This window comes from Saccharopolyspora sp. NPDC002578 (genome assembly GCF_053592695.1).
This window is the reverse complement of sequence record NZ_JBSFWJ010000033.1, coordinates 18,619-42,909: the sequence shown is the minus strand read 5'-3', so window position 1 is coordinate 42,909 and position 24,291 is coordinate 18,619. Positions and strand designations below refer to the sequence as shown.

Genomic DNA, 24,291 nt, shown 5'->3' with positions numbered 1-24,291 from the left:
AGCGTATCGGGCGAGGGGCGCTCGGCCCCGCTACGTGAGCTGCTGGGCGGTGAGGGTGGCGGCGCCCGCGAGGGACAGCAGCATCGCGAGGTTCCGGGTGCGGGCCAGGTCGAGGTGCGCGGCCAGCGGGCGGGCCAGCAGCACGCCCACCGCCGCGGCGGGAGCGAGCAGCACCGCGTAGCGCAGGCTCTCCGCGGTCACCACCCCGGCCAGGCACAGCCCGGCGAAGGTCATCATCGAACCGAGCAGGAAGTACGCGCTCATCGTGCTGCGCAGCCGCGGGCCGGCCAACCGCTGCCACACCATCGCCATCGGCGGCCCGCCGATGGCCGTGGTGGTCGCCATCAGGCCGGAAGCCAGGCCCGCCACCATCACCGCGCGCCGCGTCGGGTGCGGGGTGAAGCCCCACCAGGACGCGAGCACGCCGAGCGCCACCACGGCCGCCACGCACAGCGCGAGGGCGCGCGCGGGCAGCAGCGCCACCAGGACGGCCCCGGCGGCCACTCCGGGAACGCGGCCGAGCAGTGCCCACGCGGTGCCGCGCACGTCGAGGTGCTCGCCTTCCAGCAGCACCACCGCCCCGGTCACCGCCGCCGCGAGCAGCACCACCACCGCGGGCAGCAGCTCCGGCGCGAGCAGCGCGAGGACGGGGGCCGCGAGCATGCCCAGCCCGAACCCGATCGACACCTGCAGCAGCGCGCCGACGAGCACCACGACGCACAGCGCCGCGAACACGCCGCCGCTCATGCGGGCGTCAGCGGGAAGTGGCACCGGCCTTCGTGCGGTTCGCAGCCCACGCCGCCGCGGCGCACCACGGCGGGCGCTTCGGCCGCGCAGCGGTCGGTGGCGTGGTGGCAGCGGGTGCGGAACCGGCAGCCCGAGGGCGGGTTCAGCGGGGACGGGATCTCGCCGCCGAGCAAGATCCGCTCGGATCCCGGCGCGGGGCTGAGCTTCGGTGCCGCGGACATCAACGCGGCAGTGTACGGGTGCAGCGGCCGGTCGAAGACGTCCGAGGTGCGGCCCTGCTCGATGATCTTGCCGAGGTACATCACCGACACCCGGTCGGCGACGTGGCGCACCACCGACAGGTCGTGCGAGATGAACACGTACGACACGCCGAGCCGCTGCTGCAGCTCCGCCAGCAGGTTCAGCACCTGGGCCTGCACCGACAGGTCCAGCGCGGAGACCGGTTCGTCGCACACGATCAGGTCCGGGCCGAGCGCCAGCGCGCGGGCGATGCCGAGGCGCTGCCGCTGGCCGCCGGAGAACTCGTTCGGGTAGCGGTGGGCGTCGCCCGCGCGCAACCCCACCAGGTCCAGCAGCTCCCGGATCCGGGCGTCCTTCGCGGGGCCGGTGGGCGCGGCGTCGCGGTGCGTGCGCCACGGCTCGCCGATGAGGTCGGCGGCCGTCATCCGCGAGTTCAGCGAGGCGAACGGGTCCTGGAACACCATCTGCACCCGTCGCCGCCACGCCAGCAACTCCTTGCCGCGCAACGAGAACGGGTCCGTCCCGGCGAAGCGCACCGCACCCTCGTCGGGGCGCTCCAGCATCAGCAGCACCCGGGCGAGCGTCGACTTGCCGCAGCCGGACTCGCCGACCAGGCCGAGCGTCTCGCCGCGCCCCACCCGGAGGTCCACGCCGTCGAGCGCGGTGAGCCGGGCCCCGCGCGCCACCCGGAACGTCTTGCGCAGCCCGGAAACCTCCAGCAGCGGCTCAGGCATGGGTGAGCTCCTCGGTGAAGTGGCAGGCGGCGGCGCGGGAGTCGCCGATGGCGGTCAGGACGGGGCGCTGCTCGGTGCAGCGGTCGCGGGTCATCGGGCAGCGGGCCTGGAACGCGCAGCCCGCGGGGATGGCGCCGAGCTCCGGCGGGCTGCCGGGCACGGCGGGCAGCGGACCGCCCTTCTCGGCGTGCTCGGGCACCGAGTCGAGCAGGCCCTTGGTGTACGGGTGGCGCGGGTGCGCGAAGACCTCGGCGACCGGGCCGGTCTCCACCACGGTGCCCGCGTACATGATCGCCACGTCGTCGGCGTGCTCGGCGACGACGGCCAGGTCGTGCGTGATGAGCACCAGCGCCATGTCGTGGCGCACCTGCAGATCCCGCAGCAGCCGCATGATCTGAGCCTGCACCGTCACGTCGAGCGCCGTGGTCGGCTCGTCGGCCAGCAGCACGTCCGGCTCCAGGGCCACGGCCATCGCGATGAGCAGCCGCTGCCGCATCCCACCGGAGAACTGGTGCGGGTAGGAGCGCGCGCGGGCGCGCGGCTCGGGGATGCCGACGACCTCCATCAGCTCCACGGCCTTCTCCCGGGCCTCGCGCCGCGACAGGCCCCGGTGGATCCGGAACGGTTCGGCGAGCTGCCTGCCGACCGGCTGCACGGGGTTGAGCGCGGTGAGCGCGTCCTGGAACACGATGGACAGCGTCGGCCCGGCGAGCTTGCGGCGGGCGGCGGCGTCGAGCCGGAGCACGTCGGTCCCGGCGATCCGCACGGAACCGCCGGCGACCCGCGCGACCGGGTCGAGCAGGCCGACGATCGCCTGCGCGGTCATCGACTTCCCGCAGCCGGACTCGCCGAGCAGCGCCAACGTTCGTCCCTTGTGGACGGAGAATCCGACGTGGTCGACGGCGCGCACCGTCGCGTGCGGGGTGCGCAGGTCCACGGTGAGGTCCTCGACCGCCAGCGCGGCCTGCGGGCCGCCGTCCGCCGTGCCGTGCTCCGCCGTCCGCCCCGCGCTCGTCCCCGGGGCCGAGTCCGCCACGTCGGACTCCGCCGCGATGCGTTGGCCACCGGCGTTCCCGAGGGCCGAAGTCGTTGCGCGGGAAGGATTTCCGCCGGATTTCGATCCCCGCGCAGATCGGTCCTCCTTCGCGCGCGGCAGCGTGAGCCGCCAGCGCTGCGCCGGATCCGTCGCCAGCCGCACCCACGCCGCCAGCACCGTCGCCGACACCGTGGTCACCACGATCGCCAGGCCCGGCAGCACCGCGATCCACCAGGCCGTCTGCAGGTATTGACGGCCCTGCGCCACCATCAGGCCCCAGCTGACCTCCGGCGGCTGGATGCCGATGCCGAGGAAGCTCAGCGAGGACTCGGTGAGCATCACGAAGCAGAAGTCGGTGGCGGCCACCGTGAGCAGCGTCGGCATCGCGATCGGCAGGACGTGCCGGTAGATCGTCGGGCCGCTGCCGGTGCCGAACGTGCGCGCCGCGTCCACGAACAACCGGCTCTTGAGCTCCGCGGCCTCGGCGCGGGCGGTGCGCAGGTACACGGGGATGCGGGCCAGCGCGATGATGAGCACGATGTTCGCCGCGCTCGGCGCGAACACGTACAGCACCACCACCGCCAGCAGCAGCGACGGGAAGCTCAGGATCACGTCGGCGACGCGCATCGCGACGTTCTCCCGCCTGCCGCCGTGGAATCCCGCCCACATGCCTACCGCGGAACCCAGCAGCAACGAGCACAGCACCGCTGGCACGGCGATGGACAACGTGGTCCCGGCGGCCTCGACGAGCCGGGCGAGCACGCTGCGCCCCAGCACGTCGGTGCCGAGCAGGCCGGTGACACCGTGGTCGAACGACGGCGCCAGCAGCGACGCGCGCAGGTCCTGGCGCACGGCCGCGTCGCCCAGCAGCAGCGGCCCGAACACGGCGGTGACCAGCACGAGCCCCAGGAGCGCGGCGGCCACGGCCGCCGTCCGGTCCTTGCCCAGCAGCGTCCACCAGCGCGGCGGTCGCCGGGACGCGGCGGCCGGGATTTCGGCAGTGGTCATCGTCGTTTCCTCCGACTCGGCGGTGCTGCGGCGGCCAGGTGGGCGTGCGCACGGGATGACGCTGCTCGTGGTCCCGCCGGTGGCGGGGACGCCGAGCGGTGGCCGCGCACGCGGCCGGAGCACCGGCGGGGCCTCGGCGGCTTCCCCGTGCGGACGGCGGGGCCGCAGGTGAAGCCGATCCTGCGGCGGGGGAGTTCTGCTTCCCGGGCACTCGTGCAGGTCATTGCGGAACTCCTCACGCCGGTGCGGTCTGGCGCACGCGCGGGTCGAGCAGCGCGTAGCAGACGTCGATGAGGATGTTCAGGGCGAAGATCGTCACGGCGGTCAGCAGCACGGCCGCCTGCAGCACCGCGAAGTCGCGCTGCAGGATCGAGTCGATCATCAGCTTGCCGATGCCCGGCCAGCCGAAGATCGTCTCCACCACGACGGCGCCGTTGACGAGGCCGATCGTCAGGTCGCCCGCCACGGTCAGCGCGGGCACCGTCGCGTTGCGCAGCGCGTGCCCGAACACGACGCGCCGCTCACCGGCTCCCTTGCTGCGCGCCAGCTTCACGTAGGGCGCCGACAGCGCCGCCACCATCGCCCCGCGCACCACCTGCACCAGCACGCCGAACGGCCGGATCAGCAGCGTCGCGATGGGCAGCACCCACACCTCGGCGCCACCGTCGACGCCGGACGTCGGCAGCAGCGCCAGGCTCACCCCGAACACGAGCACGCCCATGATCGCGAACCAGAAGTCCGGGATGCTGGCGGCGGTCATCGACAGGAAGCTCGCGGTCCGGTCGGCGGGCGAGTTCGGCCGGTACGCGGCGAGGCTGCCGATCAGCACCGCCCCCGCGATCGCGATGAGCATCGTGACGGCCGCGAGCTGCAAGGTCGCGGGGAACGCGGCGAGCACCATCTCGCCGGCGCCCTGCCCGGTGCGCAGCGACTCGCCGAAGTCCAGCCGTAGCGCTCCGAGCACGTAGTCCCACAGCTGCACCAGGACCGGCTGGTCGAAGCCGTGCTCGGCGGCGAACTCGGCGCGCTGCTCGACGGTCGCGCTCAGCGGCAGGTACAGGTTCACCGGACTGCCGGTGAGCCGGGCCAGGCAGAACACGCCCAGCACCACCACGACCAGCGGGATCGCGCTGGAGACGATGCGCTTGCGCAGGAAGGTCGTCATATCAGCGGACCTGCCCGTCGGCGGGGGTGACGGCGGCGAGCCGCAGTTCGTCACCGGTGGCGGAGTTCGGTTCGTAGCGCACGGACTTCGCGATGCCCAGCAGTCCGCGCATGTGCGCGAGGTAGGCGTACTGCGCCACCGTCTCCCGCTCGGCGGCGAAGATCGCGGCGAACGCGTCCTGCCGGGCCCGGCCGGAGAGCCCGTCGGCGCGGGCGATGCGCTCGTCGAGCTCGGGCGTGCCGAAGTTGGACTGCGGCCCGTCGCTGAGCAGGTACTGGCTGGTGGTGAACGCGGCGTCCCCGGCCTGGTTGCCGTGCATGATCAGCAGCGCCACCGGTCCGGCGTCCACCGGCATCGGGCGCAGCTGGTACTGGAGGTGCTCGGCGGTGTCGGCCAGCTGGATCCGCACCCGCAGGCCGACCTGGTTGAGCTGGTACTGCAGCGCTTCGGCCGTTTCGGAGACCCGGGGGAACTGGGCGTTGCGGGCGATGAGCGTGATCGGTCGGTCCACCGGCACGCCGTCGGCGGCGGCCTCGGCGACCAGGCGCCGCGCGGCCTCCGGGTCGGGCGGTGGCGCGGTCATCGCCGGGTTGAAGCCGACGACGCCTTCGGGCACCAGTTGCGCGGCGGGCTCGGCGAGGCCGTCGAGCAGCGCGTCGGTGATCCCCCGCCGGTCGATGGCGAGCCCGATCGCGGTGCGCACCCGGATGTCGTCGAGCGGTGCCTCCCGGCCGTCGAGGCGCAGCGCGGTGGTCTCGTTGTTCGGGTACGCGACGGAGTGGTCCGCGTCGGCGTCCTCCGGGTCCAATCCGGCGGCGATGTCGGCCTCGCCCTTCGTGACCATCGCGGCGCGCACGCTCGACTCGCCGCGCCACACGTAGCGCGCGGCGGGGAACGCGGGCCGCGGGCCCCAGTAGTCGTCGTTGCGGCGCAACGAGATGGACACGCCGGTCTGCCAGTCGGCGATCGAGTAGGGGCCGGTGCCGACGGGTTCGCGCACCTTCGCCGCGGTGCTGGTGCCGCGCGGCACGATCTCCACGAAGCTCAGCCGCAGCGGCAGGATCGGGTCCGGTTCGGCCGTGGTGACGGTGAGGGTGTTCGCGTCGTCGGCCCGCGCGCCGAGGTCGCGGCCCTCGAAGACGTAACCGTCCACGTTGCACGCCAGGTCGGAGTTCACGGCGCGGTCGATGGAGAACGCGGCGTCCTCCGCGGTGAACGGGCGCCCGTCGTGGAACCGCACTCCGGGGCGGGTGGTGAACGTCCACGTGGTGGGGGAGCTCTGACGCCAGCCGGTCGACAGCAGTGGCCGCAGCGCGCCGGAGGTCGGGTCGCGCTCGATCAGCGGTTCGCTGATGTTGGAGCGCACCACCACTCCGGTGGAGGTCAGCGAGGACTCGCACGGTTCGAGCGTCGGCGGTTCCTGGGTGAGCACGATGCGCAGCGTGGCGCCGTCGGCCGCACCCGCGTCGCCGGTGGAGTCGCTGTTGGCGACCGCGCACCCCGACAGCGTCGCCGCGGCGGTGGTGAGCACGACGGCGCGGCGCAGGAACTTCCGGAGGGGCGCGCGCCGGGGGCGGTCGGGTGAGCCGGGGCGCGGCCCGGTCGCGGCAGGTGCGGAAGACAGCATCGTCTCTCCGGGGTCCTCTGGTCGTTCGCTCCCGGCGACACGTTCACCCGGTGCTGGAACGCCGAGCTGTCTATAAACGTGCAATCGGTCTGCATGTGTAGACGGAACTTAGGCGTGTCGAACGTGACCGTCAATACACCCGCGACGCCGCTCCGGGTCCGCTTCCGCAGCGGCCGGCGCGAGTTTCCGGAGTGCTGCGATCCTGCCTGGCTGCCTGCATTCCTGATCGTTCGCCGAGCGGTATCAGTGGAGGTCAAGGCCCGTCCGTCGACGCCCCCGCGCGGTGCGGGACCGCGTGATCGGCGGGCCGGGCGTCGATCCGGGCCGCCTCCGGCCGCCAGGCATCGAACCCACCGGACGAAGTCAGAAAAGGTATCGGCGGATGCCGGATCGGTGTTAGATCCGGCATCACCGCCGACCTAGGCTCGCCAGCAGCCGCCCACCTCCCGGCGAAGCGCGAGCACCACGAGCGCCGGGCAGCACGAGGAGTTCCGCATGCCCCAGTCCGCCCCGCACGGCACCGTCCTGCAGGTCTGCCCGCTGCTGCCGTCGCTGGAGGAGTCCCTCGCGGCCCACTACGAGGTGGTGCGCCTCGCCGAGCAGCCCGACTCGGCCCGCTACCTCGCCGAACACGGCTCCGAGGTGGTGGCCGCGGTGACCAGCGCGCGCGTCGGGGTGAGCCGTGAACTCATGGACGCGCTGCCGAAGCTCGGCGCGATCGTCCACTTCGGAGTCGGCTACGAGACCACCGACGTGGCGCGCGCCCGCGCCCGCGGCATCGACGTGAGCAACACGCCCGACGTCCTCACCGACTGCGTCGCCGACCTCGCCGTGGGCGGGCTCATCGACGTGCTGCGCGGTCTCGCCGCGGCCGACCGCTACGTGCGCGCGGGCGAGTGGGTGCCGAACGGGTTCGGACTGCGCACCAAGGTCAGCGGCAAGCGCGTCGGCATCCTCGGGCTCGGCCGCATCGGGCAGGCCATCGCCCGCCGGTTGGAAGGCTTCGACGCCGAGATCAGCTACCACTCGCGGCGTCCCGTCGACGGTGTCCGCCACCGCTACGCCGACTCGCCCCGTGCGTTGGCCGACGGCGCCGACGTGCTGGTGGTCGCCACCTCCGGCGGCGCCGGGACGCGGAACCTGGTCTCCGCCGACGTGCTCGACGCGCTCGGACCGCGCGGCTACCTCGTCAACATCGCCCGCGGCAGCGTCGTCGACGAGCCGGCCCTGGTCTCGGCGCTCGCCGAAGGCCGGATCGCGGGCGCCGCCCTGGACGTCTTCGCCGACGAGCCGAACGTGCCCGCCCCGCTGCTGGAGCTGGACAACGTCCTGCTGCTCCCGCACATCGCCAGCGCCACCCACGAGACCCGGCAGGCCATGGGCGAGCTCACCTTCCACAACCTCGACCGCTTCATGACCGACGGCACCCTCGCCACCCCCGTGCCCCCGCTCACCTGACACCACCCCGAGCGAACGGACCGCTTGTCCAAGGGGATTGGTCGGAGGGTCCGTTGACTCGGTTGGTTCGTGGGTGAGCGGACCGTTCGTCCAAGGGGATTGGTCGGACGGTCCGTTCGCTTCGCGGGGGCGGGCGTGTGCGGCGTTACTCGCGCGGGCCGCGGAAGGGCGTTGCCTCCGGGGGCCGGGGTTCTTAGCGTGTCCTGCGCACGGTGTCCGCTCGACCCGCGACGATCGCGGGCGGGAACGGTCACCTGCCTAGGAGGCTGACGTGAGCGGACAGGGTGGGAGCGGGCCGTCGCCCGGGATGAGTCGGGTCGATCGCGACCGAGGGCGAGGTCGTCGATGAGGCCCTTCCACGTGGTGCTGCTGTTACCGGTCGTCGCGCTGCTCGGGACGCCGTTCTTCCCGTTCGTCAACGCCGCGACGCCGTGGTTCGGGCTGCCGTCGGTGGTGGTGTGGGTGTGCGCGTGGTGCGTGCTCACCAGCCTGCTGCTGGCGTGGGTGCTGCGCCGCGAGGAGCGCGCCGGGCTGATCGGCGACGACGACCCGGCCGAGGCCGACGCCCCGGATCCTGCCGCCGACCCCGCGGGACGGGAGGGCCGGGCATGATCGCGATCGCGTTGATCGGCCTGGTGCTGATCGCCGTCGTCGGCCTGCTCGGCAGGCTCGGCGGCGGGTTCGACCTGGCGGCCTGGACCGTCGGAGGGCGCCGCTTCGGTGCCGTGGCCACGTTCTTCCTGCAGGCCGGGGAGATCTTCACGACCTTCACGTTCCTCGGCATGTCCGGGATGGTGCTCGGCGGCGGGGTCGCCGCGATGTACATGCCGTCGTACCTGGTGCTCGGCTACGTGGGGATGTTCCTGGTGGGCCCGCTGGTGTGGCGGCTGGGCAAGCGCCACGGCTACCGGACGAACTCGGACTTCCTGCGCCACCGCTTCGGCAGCCCGCTGCTGGGCGGGTTGACGGCGGTGCTGGCGATCGTGTTCTTCATGCCCGTCATCCAGGTCCAGCTGGTGGGGCTGGGCACGATCGTGTCGTTCATGACCGGCGACGAGTCGTCGGGAACGGTGAGCATCGTGGTGGCGATGCTGCTGATCCTGCTGTTCGTGCTGTGGTCGGGCCTGCACGGGGTGGCGGCGACGTCCTACTTGAAGGACGTGCTGATGGTGGTCGCGCTCGTCGTCATCGCCGGTGGGGTGCTGCTGGCGCGGCAGCCGGAGGGCGGGCTGTTCACCGCCGTGTTCCAGGGCGCGCGGGAGCTGCTCGTCATCCAGCCGTCCGGCACCTACGGAACGGCCTGGTACGTGACGAGCATCCTGGTCAGCGCGGCCGGTTTCGGGTGCATGACGTTGCCGTCGAGCTGGCCCGCGGTGCTGTCCGGCCGGTCCTCGAAGGCGGTGGCGTCCAACCACGTGTTCCTGCCGCTGTACACGATGGCCGTCGCGATCCCCGTCATGGTGGGCTTCTACGCCGTCGCGGACGCCACGACCCGGGCCGGGGACGAGAACGCCGCGCTGCTGAGCTTGGCGCAGGCGACGTTGCCGCCGTGGTTGCTGGCGGTGGTGCTCATCGGCGGCGCGGCCTGCGCGATGGTGCCCGCGGCGGGCGGCTTGATCTGCGTGGCGACGCTGGTGTCGAGCAACCTGGTGCCCAGCGGAGTGCCGGAGCAGGCGCGGCTGCGGGCGAGCCGGATCACCGCGGCGGTGGTGTCGGTGCTGGTGCTGGCGTTGACGCTGGGGCGGCCCGACCTGATGGCCGACCTGTACCTGCTGACCTACAGCGGCATGATCCAGCTGGCGCCGGCGAACCTGCTGGCGTTGCGCGAACCGGTCCCGGTGCGGTCGTCGGCGGTGCTGGCCGGGTTGATCGCGGGGGAGTGCGTCGTGCTGGGCGCGGCGCTGCTCGGCGTGAGCCCGTTCGGCGTCAACTCGGGCCTGACGGGCCTGGCGGTGAACCTGCTGGTGCTGGGCGCGGCCGTCGCGCTGCGGCGCCGTGCTCCCGCGCCGCGCGAGCCGATCGGGGCGTGACCGTCCGGCGCGGAGCCCGCTGCGGTGGGTTCCGCGCCGGACGCGACGAGTGATCTTTCCTGTGAGTAGGGCCACGGGTGAGCAAAACCACTGGTAAAGACCATCGCTGGTTCCGCGGCGGCGAACTCGGCCGGGCCCGCTCGCGGTGCCACTCCGCCGCAACGTGCCGGAAACATGCCGGAAACCCGCGCACACGCCCCTTTTCCCCCGTTCCCGGAGTGGGGCACGTGGCCGGGTGGAACGGGACGCGAGACGGGCTCGGGGCGGATTCAGAAGGCGTTCGCGGTCTCGGAGACCGAGATAGGGTCTCGCGGAGGCGGTAGCGGGCCGCCGGAACAACGCTGGTCGCGGGCAGGGCTCACCAGGTTTCACGCCGATGTTGACCGCCGAGCCGGGTGATCAGCCGAGATAGGAGCGAGCCTTGGCGAATCTCGACGAGAAGCTGCAGGACATCTACGACGAGGTGCTGCACCGCAACCCCGGTGAGGACGAGTTCCACCAGGCGGTGCTCGAAGTCCTCGACAGCCTCCGCCCCGTCGTCGCGAAGCACCCGCAGTACGTCGACGCCGAGGTCATCCGCCGGCTGTGCGAGCCGGAGCGGCAGATCATCTTCCGGGTGCCGTGGGTGGACGACAAGGGCTCGGTGCAGATCAACCGCGGCTTCCGCGTCGAGTTCAACTCGGCCCTCGGGCCGTACAAGGGCGGGCTGCGGTTCCACCCCAGCGTCTACCTGGGCATCGTCAAGTTCCTCGGTTTCGAGCAGATCTTCAAGAACTCGCTGACCGGGATGCCGATCGGCGGCGGCAAGGGCGGCTCGGACTTCGACCCGAAGGGTCGATCCGATGGCGAGGTCATGCGCTTCTGCCAGTCCTTCATGACCGAGCTGTACCGGCACATCGGCGAGTACACCGATGTCCCCGCGGGCGACACCGGCGTCGGTGGGCGCGAGATCGGCTTCCTGTTCGGCCAGTACAAGCGCATCACCAACCGCTACGAGTCCGGTGTGCTCACCGGCAAGGGTCTGACCTGGGGCGGTTCCCAGGTGCGCCCGGAGGCCACCGGCTACGGCACGGTGTTCTTCGTCGACGAGATCCTGAAGACATCCGGGGATTCCTTCGAGGGCAAGAAGGTCGTCGTCTCCGGTTCCGGCAACGTCGCGCAGTTCGCCATCGAGAAGGTCCACCAGCTGGGCGGGACCGTCGTGGCGTGTTCGGACTCCAGCGGCTACGTCGTGGACGAGAAGGGCGTCGACGTCGCGCTGCTGCAGGAGATCAAGGAGGTGCGCCGCGACCGGATCGAGGAGTACGCCAAGGCGCGCGGCTCCGAGGTGCGGTTCGTGGCCGGGCGCACGGCCTGGGAGGTGCCGTGCGACATCGCGCTGCCTTGCGCCACCCAGAACGAGCTCGACGCCGACCACGCCGCCGAACTGGTCCGCAACGGCTGCAAGATCGTCGCGGAGGGCGCGAACATGCCCACCACGCCGGAGGGCATCAAGTTCCTCAACGAGGCCGGGGTGAAGTTCGCGCCGGGCAAGGCTGCGAACGCGGGCGGTGTCGCCACGAGCGCGCTGGAGATGCAGCAGAACGCTTCCCGCGACTCGTGGAAGTTCGAGCACACCGAGCAGCGCCTCGAAGAGATCATGCGCGGCATCCACGAGCGCTGCCTGCAGACCGCCGACGAGTACGACACCCCCGGCAACTACATCGCGGGTGCCAACATCGCCGGGTTCACCAAGGTCGCCGACGCGATGCTGGCCCTCGGCGTCGTCTGACGAACACCTGAGGTGACACGCCTCCGTCCCGATGGGACGGAGGCGTGTCGCGTCCATGGCCGGGGTTCGCGGGCGGTGAGCCCCTGTTCCTCTTGCGCGGACCGACCTGCTGCCGTGCTGCCCCGGTCCGAGATGACTGGTCGAGCCGGTACGCGGCGGCGCGTGCCCCTGATCGCGGGGCGGCGATCGGCCGCACCGGGGCCTGCGACGGCAGGGCGGGTTCCGCGCTCCGTTCGCTCACATGAGGGGGCTCACCGCGGCCAGCGGCCAGCCGAGGAGCACGCCGCCCACGACGGCGGGGAGCCACCACGGGGCGCTGCTCCTGGCGAGGAGCGCGGCCCAGGCGAGGTGCCAGAGCAGCAACGCCCCGAGCAGCGGCGCGATCAGCAGCACGAAGCTCGGCAGGACGCCCGCGATCGCCGCGAAGCCGATGCCGAGCAGCGCGGCGCCCAGCGCCGCCGCCCGCGCGCCGTCCCGTCGCCACCCGTGCAGGCCGCGGACCAGGAACTCCGCCGCCGCGCAGGCGACACCGCAGCAGGCGACGACCAGCGGTGCCCACCACCAGCGCGGACCGTGCGGGATCGGCTCGGCCAGGCCGAATCCGATGGGCACGGCGACCGCGAGCACCGCGTAGCAGGTGACCGCCGCCGACCTCCACGGCGTGCGCGGTCGTCCACATCGGACAGGTTCCGGTGCGACCAGTGTGAACGCGAGTCCGCTGCCGAGCCCGAACAGCGCGAGGAACCAGCCGACCTCGCCGCCGACCGCCAGCGGCGACCATCCGGCCGGGACCAGCGCGGAACCGGCGACGGCGATGGCGGTTCCGGCCGCGACCGCACCGGCGATCCGAGTCGGCCCAGCCGCACGCGCTCCATCCGAAGGCGCCGGGCGGAAGAGCATGCGCGCGAAGGGCAGGAAGCCGATCGCGAAAGCCCCCCAGAGCAGCGCGGCGGCGAGCACCCGTTCACCGGCCGCGTTCCCGACCGGTGCGGTGGTGGCGTGCAGCGACGCGCGCAGCCAACTCGCGGCTTCCGCATGCGCCTGAGGCGCGAAGAGGATCGTGATGTGCTCGGTGCCGTCGACGGTGCGGGCCCGCCGAGCGTTGTCCACCGCGGGATCTCCGCCGAGCGAGCCGGGAAAAGGGTGCCGCCGCGCGTCCTCGGACGCCCGGTGGAACGCCGGGAACTCGTACCGTCCGGTGAGCAGGAGCAGGTCCTCCGGCAGCGCCGGGTCCTGGGGCGGGGCGCCGGCGCCGGGCAGCGAGATCGCCACCGTCGCCGCGATCTCCGGATGTTCCGCGGCGAACCGGTGCACCGCCCCCGCTCCCATGGAATGCCCGGCGAGTCCGATCCGGCCCGGATCGACCTCCGGCGTCCGGCGCAGCAGGCCCACGGTCGCCGTCAGGTCCGCCGCGAGCCGGGGTTCCCGCGCGGAGCCGTCGGGCAGCGGCGTCCGGTTCGCCCCGTGCCCGGCGAAGTCCGGCAGCGCGACGACGAATCCCGACCGGGCCAGCGTCGTGCCCCAGTCGGCCATCAGCCGACGGCTCCCGGCGTACCCGTGCGCCACGACCACCGCCGGAGCCTTCCCGGCGCTCAGACCGGCGGGACGCACCAGGTCGACCGGCACGCCGTCGACGACGGTCGTCGTGCGGACCACGCCCGAATCCACCCGAGCCGGCCCGAGCCCCGCTCCGAGCAGCAGCACCACCACGACGACGTACGACCACCGCAGCAGCCCCGATCCTGCGCCCCGCCACGAAGACCTGGTCATTCCGAGATCGTCCCACGCCGCCGCGTCCGCGAAAGCCGAAGATCATCGGCTGGCCGGGGAACGGATCAGCTCGACGTGCGCGCGGTCCGGCCGGTGGGCGCAGTCGGCCCGGATCGGATGGGGCGTGCGGGCCCGCGGCAGCGTCTCGTGCGCGGCGGCGACGGACTCGACGGCGGCGCGCGACCTCCAGGAGACGTCGGCGCGCCGCCCCGCCATCAGCCCCGGCGGGGGCGCAGGACGGTGCGGGCGAGGGCGTCGAGGGCGTAGCCGAGCACGCCGATCACCAGGATCACCGCCATCACCTGGTCGTAGGCGAGCTGATCGCGGGAGTTCAGGATCTGGTAGCCCAGCCCGGAATCCACGCCCAGCATCTCCGCGGGCACCAGCACGACCCACGCGATGCCCAGCGCCAGCCGCAGCCCGGTCAGCACGTGGCCGCGCGCGGTCGGCAGCACCACGCTGGTGAGCACTTCGAACCGGCTCGCGCCGAGCGAGCGCGCCACCTGGAGGTGGCCGGGGGACACGGCGTGCACGCCCGCCGCCGTGTTGAGCACGATCGGCCACACGGCCGCCGCCGCGACCAGGAACGTCACCGGCCGGTGGCCGATGCCGAACACGGCCACCGCGATCGGCGCCCAGGACAGCGGCGAGATCATCCGCAGGAACTGGAACACCGGGCGGGTGGCGCGTTCCACCACGTCCAGCGACCCCACCAGCAGCCCCACCGGGATGCCGATGACGGCGGCGATGAGCATGCCCAGCAGCAGCCGCCACAGGCTCGCCGCCACGTCCGGCAGCAGCACGCCCCGCGCCAGCAGCTCGCCCACGGCGGGCACCGCGTGCTGCGGGGCGAACGAGGACAGCAAGCGGTCGCCGGTGAGCACGTCGGTCACCAGCCACCACAGCGCGACGGCGACCAGGACCGCGACCAGCGGCGGGCCGGCGCGGCGCAGCAGCCGCCCGTCGGTCGAGGACTGCGGAGCGGTCTCCTCGGCTCCGCGCGGGGAAGTCGCGATCATGCGGGGTTCACCTCTTCGCGGCGGAGTAGGGAGTCGGGCAGGCCGAACGCGCCGAGACCGCCGAAGCGGTCCAGGCTGCTGCGCACGAACCGGTCGTCGACGAGCTGCCCGTGCACCTCCTCAGGACGGAGGCCGGTGAGGAACCCGGTGTCGCCGTCGACGACCGTGTCCCGCATGGACGCGACGAGCTCGGCGGTGAAACCGGGGAACGGGAACGGCTGGAACCCGATGCGCTGACCGGCCCAGCCCGGGTGGCGCAGCGCGCCGCGCTCGACGTAGTCGGTGGGCGGGTAGTTCAACGCCTTCGTCACCGCCTTCAGCGGCTGCGGCAGGTACTTGCCGCCGGTGAGCGCCTTCGCCCCGGCCTGCCGGTCCCGCGCGAGCCCCAGTTGCGACAGCGCCAGCGCGTCGACCAACCCCTGCACCCGATCCGGGGCGGCGCGCACGAAGTCCTCGTGGGCGAGCACCACGCAGCAGGCGTGATCGCGCCACACGTCGCCGACGAAGCGCAGGATCCGCCCGACGCCCTTGATCTCCGCGATCGCGTTGAACGGGTCGGCGACGATGAAGCCGCCGACGGAACCGTTGTCCAGCGCGGGAACCATGTCCGACGGGCTCATCACCACCAGCTCCACCGTCCCGTCCGAGACCGAGGGCTGGCGGCGCACGACGGGCGTGAGCCCGGCGGCGCGCAGCATCCGCTGCAGCACGATGTTGTGGATGGACCACCAGAACGGGATGGCGACCTTGCGCCCGGCGAGCTGCTCGATCCGGTCGAGGGAGCGGTGCACGGTCAGCGCGGAGCCGTTGGTGTGGTTCCACGCCAGCACCCGGCACGCGGTACCCATCGAGTAGCGCAGCTGCACCGCGAACGGCATCAGCAGGTGCACCACGTCGACCTGGCGGGTCAGGAACGCTTCGGCCAGCGAGGCCCAGCTGCGGAACTTCACGGGACGTTGCGCCCCGGTGCCGTGGGCGTCGAGCAGTCCGCTGCCGTGCGCGACGAGCAGCGGCGCGGCGTCGGTGATCGGCAGGTAGCCGATCCGCATGGCCGCCGACGAGGCGTCGCGGTGCTGGGCTGCGTGCAGACCGAGGTCCGCGGTGGCGCCGATCCCGGCCGCCGCCCCGAGCGCGCCCGCGCCGAGCAGCAGCGAGCGACGGCTCCACGACGAGCTCATCGGATCGCCCCCGCGGTGACCGGGCCCGCCGGGTACCGCGCCAGCAGCTCGTCGCGCAGCGCTCCGTCGATGCTGCCCGGCGCGTTCGACCACTCCTGGGCCACGCCGCCGGAGCCGTCGAGCATCGCGATGCGGTCGCCGACCAGCAGCGCCTCGTCCACGTCGTGGGTCACCAGCACCGAGGTCAGCGCCAAGTCGTCGGTGGTCGACCGCACCCAGCGCCGCAGGTCGTCGCGCGCGGCCGGGTCGAGCGCGCTGAACGGCTCGTCGAGCAGCAGCAACGCCGGTTCGATCGCCGCGGCCCGCGCCACCGCGACGCGCTGCGCCTGCCCGCCCGAGAGCTGGTCCGGGTAGGAGTCCGCGAGCTCGGCCAGGCCGAGCCGGGACACGAGCTCGTCGGCCCAGACGGGGGCGAAGCGGTCCCGGTTGGCGCGGTAGCGCCCGCCGAGCAGCACGTTGTCCCGCACGGTCAGCCACGGCATCAGGTGCGGCTGCTGGAACACGGCGCCGATCGGCGGCCGGACGTCACCGCCGGACCACTGCACGGAGCCGCCGTCGAGGGATTCCAGCCCGGCCAGCACCCGCAGCAAGGTGGACTTGCCGCAGCCGCTTGGCCCGAGGATCACCAGGAACTCCCCGTCCCGCACCGCCAGTTCGAGTCCGCTGAGGACGCTGCGTCGTCGCGGGCCGTGGCCGTAGGACTTGTCCGCTCCGGTCAGGCGGACCGTGAAAGTTCCCACCGCAGTTGCCCTTCCGTCGGAGCCTGGATCGGGAGGAAGGCCGCTTCGCGCAGCCGGCGGCTCGTCGCGCTCGTCGCGACGTAGCCGCGACCGCCGGTGACGGCGGACTCCAGCCTGGTCGCCGCGCCCGCGACGCGCGCGGCGTCCAGGCGCAGCCGCAGCAGGTCCGCGGCGGACGGGTGGCGCGGCGCGCGGGCGAAGTCGAACAGCCGGGCGCGCACCGAGTCGTGATCGGTGGCGAGCTCGGCGAAGTCCGCACCGAACTCGGCGTTCAAACCGTCCAGCAGTTCCGCCGAGCACCGCCGGGACGCTCCGGCGAGCCCGGCGCAGAACGCGCTCTGCACCAGCAGGAACGTCGGGCGCACCGAGCGCACGAACCCGGTGAGGTCCTCGCTGAGCACGTGCTCGGCGGGCACCTCGACCCCCGTGAGCGTCGCCGAGGACGACCGCGTGCCGCCCAGGGCCAGCAGCTCCGGCGCGTCGTGGACGGTCACGCCGGGATCGTCGATGCGCAGCACCGCGATCAGCCCGCCGCCGTCGGCGAACCGGGCGGGCACCACGACCAGCGCGTCGTCGAAGAGGTTCGACGCCCAGCGGATCGGACCGTCGAGCCGCACGCCGTCCGCGGTGCGCTCGGCGATCACCGGGACGGGTTCGAGCCCGGCGACGTGCTTCATCGCCGGGGCCATCGCGGTGACGCCGATCCGGGAACCGTCCCGCAGCGCCGCGAGCTCGCCGTCCAGCTCCGGGCCGGTGGCCCCGCGAGCGAGGTACTCGACGACCATGCGCTGCGCCCACAACGAGAAACCGGAGCTCATGCAGCTCGCGGCGACGTCCTCGACCACCAGCAGCATGGTCGCCAGTTCGTCGCCCGCGTTGTCCGGGGCGCCGAGTCCGAGCAGCCCGAGTTCGCCGAGGAAGCGCAGCCCGGGGCGGACGTCGCAGCCGCCCCGGTCCAGCTCACCGGCCTGCGCGGTGAAGAACTCCGCGACGGCCGCGCGCTCCGGGTAGCCGGTGGGCGCCGCGACGCGCGCGGCGGTGTGCGCGGAGGTCATGGTTCAGCCCCGATCCAGGGTGTGCAGGCGGTCGATGGGGGTGCTCACGACGTCGCGGGCCTTGCGGACGACGTCTTCGTCGGGGGCGTCGTAGAAGCACAGGCACTTCGCCATGTCCTCGCGCACGTAGGTGCGCAGGAACGTGACCTCGGGGACCTCGGCGTACTTCGGCGCCTTGGCCTTCTTGTTCGCCAGGTAGGTGTCCATGTCCAGGTCGGCGGGGAAGTCCCACTCGACGAGGTAACCGGCCTCCGGGCGGGCGGCCTTCACGTCGGCGAGCTCGGCGCCGACCAGGCGGACCAGGTGCGGGCCGGAGAGCTCCGCGACCTCGGGGAGGCGCTCGGTGTTCAGCGCGCTGCCGAGATCGGCGTCGTCGGCGGCCTCCACCACGACGAACACCCGGTCCAGCGAGCCGGTCACCTGGGACTCGATCACTTCGCCGCCTGCGGTGCGGGCGGCGGCGTCGAAGGCGCTGAGCAGCTTCTCCGTCTCCGGGCGGGCGCTGTCGGTGGGCACGATCTCGTACAGGTACAAGGACATGGCGAAGCCTCCGGAACTGGCTCGGGACATGCGGCGGCGGACGGCTCTCAGCCGTCGCGGAACTGCCGCGGAAAAGGGGAGATTCAGGCCAGGGGAGCAGGACAGACCGCGCTGGCGACGCGAAGCAGGTCCACCTGCAGTCGCCGCACGAGCTCCGAACGTGGCATGGCCCCACCCTAGGACCAGACGGATCGGTCTGTCTATTGGTGTTACGGTGTGGCCATGGCCACCACGCGATCAGGCGGGACCGCGCCCGCCCAGCGGCTGCTGGAGGCGGCAGGCGATCTGTTCGTGCGGGAGGGGATCCGGGCGGTCGGGATCGACCGGGTGATCGCGGAGGCGGGTGTCGCGCGGGCCAGCCTGTACCACGCGTTCGGTTCCAAGGACGCGCTCGTCGCGGCGTACCTCGACGACCAGGACGACGCCGACCGCCGGAAGTGGGAGAAGGCCACCGCGGGCCTCGACACTCCGCGCGACAAGATCCTCGCCCTGTTCGACCTGGCGCACGGAGCGGCGGTCGCCCGGCGGTTCCGGGGCTGCCTGTACCTCAACGCCGCCACTGAGTTCCCCGACCCGGGACATCCCGCCCGCGCCGCCGTGGACCGGCACCGCGCCTGGTTGCACGCGCTGCTGGTGGACCTCGTCGAGCAGACCGGCGCCTCGGACGTCGAGGGCGTGGCCGAACGCGTCCGGTTGCTCTACGACGGCGCGGTCGCGGGCTCGAAGTTCAGCCGCAGCACCGCCCCGATCGAGCTCGGCAAAGAACTCGCGGCGAGCCTGCTGGACGGCGCGCAGGGCTGGACCGCGTCGCGCGGCCGGGCCCGGTGAATTGTCCCCGGCCGCGCGGTGAAGAATTCCGCCGCCGGTTCTTCTGGTAAATGTGTGAGCGTCTCGCCGGGATTGCCCTGAACGGATGGAAAAGCCGCGAGAAACGGCTGGTCCGGACCATTCGGCGGGAATCGGCATTGCCGCCTCCGCGCTCGATCGGTACCGTCGTGATCACCGCATTGGACAACGTTGTCATGGGGGATCTGTGCGCGTTTCGGGCTCTTCTTCCCGCTGCCGGCGGAGATTCCTCGTGGCGTTGCCGCGGCCGGAGCAGGGTTCGCGTCCGCTCCGGCGAGAACGGAATCCGCTGAACCCGTTCCCGCCTCCTCGCGGGAGCGGTCCGCGGAAAAGGCGTCGAGTTCGCCTCGTTCACGAGTCGTGAGCACGCCTGCCGGAATGGCGTCGACGCCTTTCCGTCGTCGGCAGTGGAACACCCGAGATCCGGCGGAGAATTCCGGTTCCGCGATTTCCGCGCCGAACGCTCCCGCCGCCTCGCCTCAACCCGTCGTCCCGTCACCAGGGAGAGGAGCACGATGCGCACATCCAGGCGCAGACGCACATCCGGCCGATACCGATCGGTGCTGGTCACCACGGTCGGGCTGGTCACCGCGCTGGCCCTGCCCGCGGCGGCCGTCCCGGCGGTGGCCGCGGCCCCGGCCGCGCCCGACGTCGAAGATCCCGCGCAGTACGTCAACCCGTTCACCGGAACCCAGGTCGGCGGCCCCGACTTCGGTCACGGCGGCGGTGCGGGCAACACCTTCCCGGGCGCCGTCGCGCCGTTCGGGATGATGCAGTGGAGCCCGGACACCGCCGAATACCAGCACGGCGGCTACCAGTACGACGACGACCGGATCCGCGGCTTCAGCCTCACCCACCTCTCCGGCGCGGGCTGCGGGGACTTCGGCAACATCCCGTTCCTGCCGGTGCTCGGCGACGCCCCGGCGCAGGACTACGCGTTCTCGCACGAGAACGAGTCCGCGTCACCGGGCGCCTACGACGTCACCTTCGACAACGGCCTGCGCACCGAGCTCACCGCGACCCAGCGGGCGGGCATCGCGAAGTTCACCTATCCGGAAGGGCAGACCGCGTCGCTGTCGGTCGACGCCGCGAAGGCGTTCAACGACGCCTCCGGATCGCTGACCGTCGAGGGCAACAGCATCAGCGGCTACACCGACGGCGGCGGATTCTGCGGCGGGAGCAACAAGTACCGCATCTACTTCCACGCCGAGTTCGACAAGGACTTCACCGGTAGCGGCGTCGTGCGCGACGGCCAGGTCGACCCGTCGACCAAGGAGATCACCGGATCGGCCAGGGGTGCCGCCCCCGCGGAGGACGGTCGGCCTGCTCCGCGGGACGACGGCGCGCAGGCGTTCGTGTCCTTCGACCCCGGCGCCGACCGCACCGTCACCGCGCGCGTCGGGATGTCCTTCGTCAGCCTCGACGGAGCGAAGGCCAACGCCACCGAGGAACTCGGCGAGCGCGGCTTCGGCGAAGTTCGCGACGGCACCAGGGCGGCCTGGAACGACATGCTCGGCCGGATCGACGTCGGCGGCGGCGAGGAGCAGGACAAGCGGCGCCTCTACACCGGGCTCTACCACTCGCTGCTGCACCCGAACGTCTTCAGCGACGTCAACGGCGAGTACACCGGCTTCGACGGGCAGGTGCGCAGCGCCGAACCGGGCCACGCCCAGTACGCGAACTACTCCGGCTGGGACGTGTACCGCTCGCAGATGCAGCTGGTGTCGCTGATCGCGCCGGACATCGCCTCCGACATCGCCCAGTCCGCGGTGAACCAGTCCGCCCAGGGTGGGTACTTCGATCGCTGGACGGTCGCCAACGGCGGCACCGGCGTGATGACCGGCGACCCGCTGCCGATCATGATCGCGAGCGCGCACGCCTTCGGCGCCACCGACTTCGACACCGGCCAGGCGTTGGAGCGGATGGTGGCGGGCGCGTCGAACTCCGACGAACGGCCCGCGCACGACCAGTACGGGTCGCTCGGCTACATCGCCGCCGACGACGAGGAATCGTGGGGATCGGTGTCGACGACCCTGGAGTACACCGCCGCGGACTTCGCGGTGGCCCAGTTCGCCCAGCGCATCGGCCAGGGCGCGACGCACGACGAGTTCCAGGCCCGCGCGCAGAACTGGCAGAACCTGCTCAACCCGGACAGCGGCTGGATCCAGCCCCGCGCGGCCGACGGCTCCTGGCCCGAGTTCGACCTGGCCCAGCAGGACGGCTACGTCGAAGGCAACGCCGCGCAGTACACCTGGATGGTGCCGTTCAACCACCGGGAGCTGTTCGACCGGATGGGCGGCGACGAGGCGGTCACCGGGCGGCTCGACGAGTTCTTCGCGGAGCTCAACGGCGGGCCGGACAAGGCCAACGCCTACCTCGGCAACGAGCCGTCGGCGAACACCCCCTGGGCGTACGCCTACGCCGGGCAGCCGCACAAGACGCAGGACGTGGTGCGGCGCGCGCTGACCGACCTGTTCAGCGCGGAGCCCAACGGGCTCGTCGGCAACGACGACCTCGGACAGATGTCGTCCTGGGCGGTGTGGGCGTCGCTGGGCATGTACCCGGAGGCGCCGGGCCGGGCCGAGCTCGTGCTGGCGAGCCCGCTGTTCTCGTCGATCAGCATCGACCGGGGCGACGGGAGGACGATCGAGGTCAACGCTCCGGAAGCCTCGCGGGACACCGAGTACGTGCAGGGCTTGGCGGTCAACGGCGCCCCGAGCGGGAAGGCGTGGCTGTCGGAGGAGTTCGTCAACGAGGGCGGCACGCTCGACTACGCCCTCGGCGCCGAGCCGAACACCGAGTGGGGCAGCGCACCGGAGGACGCCCCGCCGTCCTTCGGCGCACCCGGCGAGTGAGTCCGAACAGGACGGTCTGACTCCGTTGCCGCGGAAGGGATCCGAGGCCCCCGGTTCACGCCGGGGGCCTCGGTCCGTTCTGGCCCGCGGCGCGAGCCCCGGGAGCAGGACCTCGTCGAGCGCACGGGCGAAACCGGTCAGCACCGCCACCGGGTCGCCGCGCAGCGAACCGGCCTCCGGCGCCGGGGCGACGGCGAAGCCGGTGGCCGGGTCGGTCAGCGCGTCCAGCACCAGTCCGGCCGGGGTGCTCCAGCGCCGGTACAACGGGGCACGGGGACCCGCCGGCCGACGTCCGCGCGACCCGTGCGCTGCGCCGGATCTGGTGCGGTGGCGTCGAAATCACCCCGGGCACGTGACGGCCGTGCCTGCTCGTCGAGGCGGGCAGCCCGGCGTCGTCAGCCGTCCCAGGTGGTGCCGTACTTCGCCGTGAGCTCGCGGATCTGCTCCGGCTCCAGCAGGCGCGGCCGGTGCGAGCCCAGGCGCAGCAGCAGCGCCGAGACCTCCTCGATCTCCACCGCCGCGTCCACCGCCGCCGCGAGCGTCGCGCCCGAGGTGATCGGCCCGTGGTTCTGCAGCAGCGCCGCGCGGAAGTCGAAGTCGAGCGCTTCCAGCACGTCGGCCTGCGCCGGATCACCGGGCGCGGCGTAGGGGATCAGCGGGGACTGGCCGACGCGCATCACGAAGTACGGGGTCAGCGGCGGGATCGCGCTGCGCGGCGACCACGGCGCCAGGCACGCGACCCCGGCCGCGTTGCGGGAGTGCAGGTGCACGACCGCGCCCGTACCCGGATCGCGGCGGTAGAACGCGCCGTGCAGCGGGAACTCCTTCGACGGCCGGGGACCCGCGAGGTGTTCGCCGTGCAGCGACAGCTCGGAGAGCGCCTCGGGGTCGAGTTCGGCGAGGTCCGCACCGGTCGGGGTGAGCAGCATCCGGTCGCCGACGCGCACGCTGAGGTTGCCGGACGAGCCGGGGCTCAGGCCGAGGGCGGCGAGCCTGGCCCCTGCGGCGACGAGTTCTTTCCGCGTCCTGCTCATGACAGCGCGTCCCAAGCCGTGGTGAAGATGTCGACCCCTCCGAAGTTCCCCGATTTCAACGCCACGTCCACCGGGCGATCCTGTCCGTCCACATGGGACTCCGTGCGGCACCAGGGCACGCCCGGGGCGATCTGGGCGCCGACGTGCAGCGCCGTCGCGCCCAGCGCCAGCACCACCGCGCCGGAGGTCTCGCCGCCCGCGACGAGCAGCCGCCGCGCGCCGAGCGCGACCAGCTCGCTCGCGCACCGCGCCAGCGCCCGCTCCAGCAGTTCCCCCGCCGGGGTCGCGCCCTCCGGCGTCGCCGCTTCCAGTTCGTCGCCCACGCCGACCGCGTAGATCAGCGGCGGCAGGTCGGGGTCCGCCGCCCACCGGGCGCGGGCGAACTCGACCAGGTCGGCGACGGCGGCGTCGAAGTCCGCGCGCAGCGCGGCGATGTCGAGCTTGCGGTGGGGCAGCGCGGATTTCGCGTGCGTCACCTGGTTCCGGGTCGCCGCCGAGGCACTACCGGCGAGCACCACCGCGGGGCCCGCGCCTGCCGAGCTCGCGCGGGCGCTGTCCGGGTGCGGGCCGGTGAGGCCGAGCGCGAGCCCCGCGCCGCCGGTGAGCACCGGGTCCTCGGCGGTGGCCGCGGCGATCGTCTTCAGGTCCGCGTCGGTGGCGGCGTCGACGACCACCAGCGCCGATCCCGTTCCGGCGAGCTCGTCGCGCACCGCGTCGGCTCCGGCCCGCACCACGTCGTGGCCGATCAGCCGCACCGGGCGGCGGGTCTGCGGGGCGAGCAGCCGCAGCAGGTTCGAGTCCCGCATCGGGGTCAGCGGGTGGTCGCGCATCGGGCTCTCCGCCAGCGGCTGGTCGCCGACGAACAGGTGCCCGCGGTGCACGGTGCGGCCGGTGGCCGGGAACGAGGGCACCACGACGGCGCGGTCGGCGCCGAGTTCGTCGAGCACGGCGTCGACCACCGGGCCGATGTTGCCGGTGGGCGTGGAGTCGAACGTGGAGCAGTACTTCACGTAGATCCGCTCGCACCCGGCCGTCCGCAAGGCGCGCAGCGCGGCGAGGGAGTCGCGCACGGCGTCGTCGACGGGGGCGGTGCGCGACTTCAGCGCCACCACCACCGCGTCCAGCTCGTCGAGCGGCTCGGCGGGGGCGGCCGTGCCGATCACCACGGCGGTGCGGAAGCCGCGGGAGACCAGCATCGTCGCGAGGTCGGTCGCCCCGGTGAAGTCGTCGGCGATCGCGCCGATCAGCGGCATGCGTCCTCCCGGTCGCGGTGCGCCCGCGGGTGCGGGCGGGTCGTCGGTCGTCCGCGGGGCGCGGACGTGCAGAGTGGGGCCGGTCCTGGTGTCCGGCCACGTTCGCGCGGGGGCGTCGTCCTCGTCGGGGGAAGAGGACGAGCCGATCCGCCTCCGTGAAAAAATGTTAGCACGCTTGACTCTGA

Annotated in this window: 21 protein-coding genes; 6 read left to right on the top strand and 15 right to left on the bottom strand. The window is 72.8% G+C overall.

All coding sequences use genetic code 11. The features are described from left to right. Positions 1-30 precede the first annotated feature (30 nt). The 5 genes from ACWD38_RS17245 to ACWD38_RS17225 all read right to left on the bottom strand — a co-directional run bounded on the left by ACWD38_RS17245 (position 31) and on the right by ACWD38_RS17225 (position 6,557). Complete coding sequence (locus ACWD38_RS17245) at positions 31-771, bottom strand: TSUP family transporter (protein ID WP_221315766.1); 741 nt, start codon at positions 769-771, stop codon at positions 31-33. Further along, a complete protein-coding gene (locus ACWD38_RS17240; protein WP_450124421.1) occupies positions 744-1,721 on the bottom strand; it encodes an ABC transporter ATP-binding protein in 978 nt (325 codons plus the stop codon). Before ACWD38_RS17240 ends, ACWD38_RS17245 begins: the two co-directional genes overlap by 28 nt. Then, a complete protein-coding gene (locus ACWD38_RS17235; RefSeq protein WP_221315767.1) occupies positions 1,714-3,765 on the bottom strand; it encodes a dipeptide/oligopeptide/nickel ABC transporter permease/ATP-binding protein in 2,052 nt (683 codons plus the stop codon). Before ACWD38_RS17235 ends, ACWD38_RS17240 begins: the two co-directional genes overlap by 8 nt. Positions 3,766-4,000: 235 nt before the next feature. Next, positions 4,001-4,930: an ABC transporter permease gene (locus ACWD38_RS17230; protein ID WP_450124420.1), complete on the bottom strand. Its 930-nt coding sequence runs from the start codon at positions 4,928-4,930 to the stop codon at positions 4,001-4,003. Between the two features lies 1 nt (position 4,931). Continuing rightward, entirely contained in the window at positions 4,932-6,557 is a 1,626-nt protein-coding gene (locus ACWD38_RS17225; RefSeq protein ID WP_450124419.1) for an ABC transporter substrate-binding protein, read from the bottom strand. A 495-nt stretch (positions 6,558-7,052) separates the two neighbouring features. Here ACWD38_RS17225 and ACWD38_RS17220 point away from each other — a divergent pair, with 495 nt between their 5' ends. The 4 genes from ACWD38_RS17220 to gdhA all read left to right on the top strand — a co-directional run bounded on the left by ACWD38_RS17220 (position 7,053) and on the right by gdhA (position 11,816). After that, positions 7,053-8,015: a 2-hydroxyacid dehydrogenase gene (locus tag ACWD38_RS17220; RefSeq protein WP_184478632.1), complete on the top strand. Its 963-nt coding sequence runs from the start codon at positions 7,053-7,055 to the stop codon at positions 8,013-8,015. 345 nt (positions 8,016-8,360) lie between these two features. Further along, a complete protein-coding gene (locus tag ACWD38_RS17215; RefSeq protein ID WP_450124418.1) occupies positions 8,361-8,627 on the top strand; it encodes a hypothetical protein in 267 nt (88 codons plus the stop codon). Beyond that, on the top strand, positions 8,624-10,045 hold the full coding sequence (locus ACWD38_RS17210) for a sodium:solute symporter family protein (protein ID WP_450124417.1): 1,422 nt from the start codon (positions 8,624-8,626) through the stop codon (positions 10,043-10,045). Before ACWD38_RS17215 ends, ACWD38_RS17210 begins: the two co-directional genes overlap by 4 nt. Positions 10,046-10,466: 421 nt before the next feature. Beyond that, a complete protein-coding gene (gene gdhA, locus ACWD38_RS17205) occupies positions 10,467-11,816 on the top strand; it encodes an NADP-specific glutamate dehydrogenase (RefSeq protein ID WP_184478635.1) in 1,350 nt (449 codons plus the stop codon). A gap of 237 nt (positions 11,817-12,053) precedes the next feature. Here gdhA and ACWD38_RS17200 read toward each other — a convergent pair whose 3' ends face one another. From ACWD38_RS17200 to ACWD38_RS17165, 8 genes are all read right to left on the bottom strand, one after another. Further along, positions 12,054-13,586, bottom strand: coding sequence for an alpha/beta hydrolase (locus tag ACWD38_RS17200; protein WP_450124416.1), 1,533 nt, complete (start codon positions 13,584-13,586; stop codon positions 12,054-12,056). A gap of 42 nt (positions 13,587-13,628) precedes the next feature. Next, entirely contained in the window at positions 13,629-13,802 is a 174-nt protein-coding gene (locus tag ACWD38_RS17195) for a hypothetical protein (RefSeq protein ID WP_450124415.1), read from the bottom strand. After that, complete coding sequence (locus ACWD38_RS17190; RefSeq protein ID WP_450124414.1) at positions 13,802-14,605, bottom strand: ABC transporter permease; 804 nt, start codon at positions 14,603-14,605, stop codon at positions 13,802-13,804. Before ACWD38_RS17190 ends, ACWD38_RS17195 begins: the two co-directional genes overlap by 1 nt. Next, complete coding sequence (locus ACWD38_RS17185; protein WP_450124413.1) at positions 14,602-15,783, bottom strand: ABC transporter substrate-binding protein; 1,182 nt, start codon at positions 15,781-15,783, stop codon at positions 14,602-14,604. Before ACWD38_RS17185 ends, ACWD38_RS17190 begins: the two co-directional genes overlap by 4 nt. Continuing rightward, on the bottom strand, positions 15,780-16,523 hold the full coding sequence (locus ACWD38_RS17180) for an ABC transporter ATP-binding protein (protein ID WP_450124412.1): 744 nt from the start codon (positions 16,521-16,523) through the stop codon (positions 15,780-15,782). The genes ACWD38_RS17185 and ACWD38_RS17180 overlap by 4 nt, the downstream gene beginning before the upstream one ends. Beyond that, positions 16,499-17,578: a hypothetical protein gene (locus tag ACWD38_RS17175; RefSeq protein WP_450124411.1), complete on the bottom strand. Its 1,080-nt coding sequence runs from the start codon at positions 17,576-17,578 to the stop codon at positions 16,499-16,501. The genes ACWD38_RS17180 and ACWD38_RS17175 overlap by 25 nt, the downstream gene beginning before the upstream one ends. 3 nt (positions 17,579-17,581) lie before the next feature. Further along, entirely contained in the window at positions 17,582-18,118 is a 537-nt protein-coding gene (locus ACWD38_RS17170) for a DUF4242 domain-containing protein (RefSeq protein WP_184478641.1), read from the bottom strand. Positions 18,119-18,201: 83 nt separating this feature from the next. Further along, a complete protein-coding gene (locus tag ACWD38_RS17165) occupies positions 18,202-18,285 on the bottom strand; it encodes a putative leader peptide (RefSeq protein WP_416309450.1) in 84 nt (27 codons plus the stop codon). Between the two features lie 55 nt (positions 18,286-18,340). On the opposite strand from ACWD38_RS17165, the gene ACWD38_RS17160 reads away from it, so the two are divergent. Together ACWD38_RS17160 and ACWD38_RS17155 are read left to right on the top strand one after the other, a co-directional pair. Next, positions 18,341-18,946, top strand: coding sequence for a TetR/AcrR family transcriptional regulator (locus ACWD38_RS17160; protein ID WP_184478642.1), 606 nt, complete (start codon positions 18,341-18,343; stop codon positions 18,944-18,946). 533 nt (positions 18,947-19,479) lie between these two features. Then, positions 19,480-21,819, top strand: a complete 2,340-nt coding sequence (locus ACWD38_RS17155) for a GH92 family glycosyl hydrolase (protein ID WP_450124410.1) — start codon at positions 19,480-19,482, stop codon at positions 21,817-21,819. Between the two features lie 395 nt (positions 21,820-22,214). Here the strand turns inward: ACWD38_RS17155 and ACWD38_RS17150 are convergent, their stop codons facing one another. Both ACWD38_RS17150 and otnK read right to left on the bottom strand, forming a co-directional pair. Then, positions 22,215-22,853 carry a class II aldolase/adducin family protein gene (locus tag ACWD38_RS17150; RefSeq protein WP_184478644.1) on the bottom strand — a complete coding sequence of 213 codons (639 nt, stop codon included), beginning with the start codon at positions 22,851-22,853 and terminating at the stop codon, positions 22,215-22,217. Further along, entirely contained in the window at positions 22,850-24,106 is a 1,257-nt protein-coding gene (gene otnK, locus ACWD38_RS17145) for a 3-oxo-tetronate kinase (protein WP_450124409.1), read from the bottom strand. The genes ACWD38_RS17150 and otnK overlap by 4 nt, the downstream gene beginning before the upstream one ends. Positions 24,107-24,291 lie beyond the last annotated feature (185 nt).

Coding starts and splice junctions, on each gene's coding strand:
- ACWD38_RS17240 (WP_450124421.1), bottom strand. CDS start 1,721: ATGCCTGAGCCGCTGCTGGAGGTTTCCGGGCTGCGCAAGACGTTCCGG.
- ACWD38_RS17235 (WP_221315767.1), bottom strand. CDS start 3,765: ATGACCACTGCCGAAATCCCGGCCGCCGCGTCCCGGCGACCGCCGCGC.
- ACWD38_RS17230 (WP_450124420.1), bottom strand. CDS start 4,930: ATGACGACCTTCCTGCGCAAGCGCATCGTCTCCAGCGCGATCCCGCTG.
- ACWD38_RS17225 (WP_450124419.1), bottom strand. CDS start 6,557: ATGCTGTCTTCCGCACCTGCCGCGACCGGGCCGCGCCCCGGCTCACCC.
- ACWD38_RS17220 (WP_184478632.1), top strand. CDS start 7,053: ATGCCCCAGTCCGCCCCGCACGGCACCGTCCTGCAGGTCTGCCCGCTG.
- ACWD38_RS17215 (WP_450124418.1), top strand. CDS start 8,361: ATGAGGCCCTTCCACGTGGTGCTGCTGTTACCGGTCGTCGCGCTGCTC.
- ACWD38_RS17210 (WP_450124417.1), top strand. CDS start 8,624: ATGATCGCGATCGCGTTGATCGGCCTGGTGCTGATCGCCGTCGTCGGC.
- ACWD38_RS17200 (WP_450124416.1), bottom strand. CDS start 13,586: ATGACCAGGTCTTCGTGGCGGGGCGCAGGATCGGGGCTGCTGCGGTGG.
- ACWD38_RS17195 (WP_450124415.1), bottom strand. CDS start 13,802: ATGGCGGGGCGGCGCGCCGACGTCTCCTGGAGGTCGCGCGCCGCCGTC.
- ACWD38_RS17190 (WP_450124414.1), bottom strand. CDS start 14,605: ATGATCGCGACTTCCCCGCGCGGAGCCGAGGAGACCGCTCCGCAGTCC.
- ACWD38_RS17185 (WP_450124413.1), bottom strand. CDS start 15,783: ATGAGCTCGTCGTGGAGCCGTCGCTCGCTGCTGCTCGGCGCGGGCGCG.
- ACWD38_RS17175 (WP_450124411.1), bottom strand. CDS start 17,578: ATGACCTCCGCGCACACCGCCGCGCGCGTCGCGGCGCCCACCGGCTAC.
- ACWD38_RS17170 (WP_184478641.1), bottom strand. CDS start 18,118: ATGTCCTTGTACCTGTACGAGATCGTGCCCACCGACAGCGCCCGCCCG.
- ACWD38_RS17165 (WP_416309450.1), bottom strand. CDS start 18,285: ATGCCACGTTCGGAGCTCGTGCGGCGACTGCAGGTGGACCTGCTTCGC.
- ACWD38_RS17160 (WP_184478642.1), top strand. CDS start 18,341: ATGGCCACCACGCGATCAGGCGGGACCGCGCCCGCCCAGCGGCTGCTG.
- ACWD38_RS17155 (WP_450124410.1), top strand. CDS start 19,480: ATGCGCACATCCAGGCGCAGACGCACATCCGGCCGATACCGATCGGTG.
- ACWD38_RS17150 (WP_184478644.1), bottom strand. CDS start 22,853: ATGAGCAGGACGCGGAAAGAACTCGTCGCCGCAGGGGCCAGGCTCGCC.
- otnK (WP_450124409.1), bottom strand. CDS start 24,106: ATGCCGCTGATCGGCGCGATCGCCGACGACTTCACCGGGGCGACCGAC.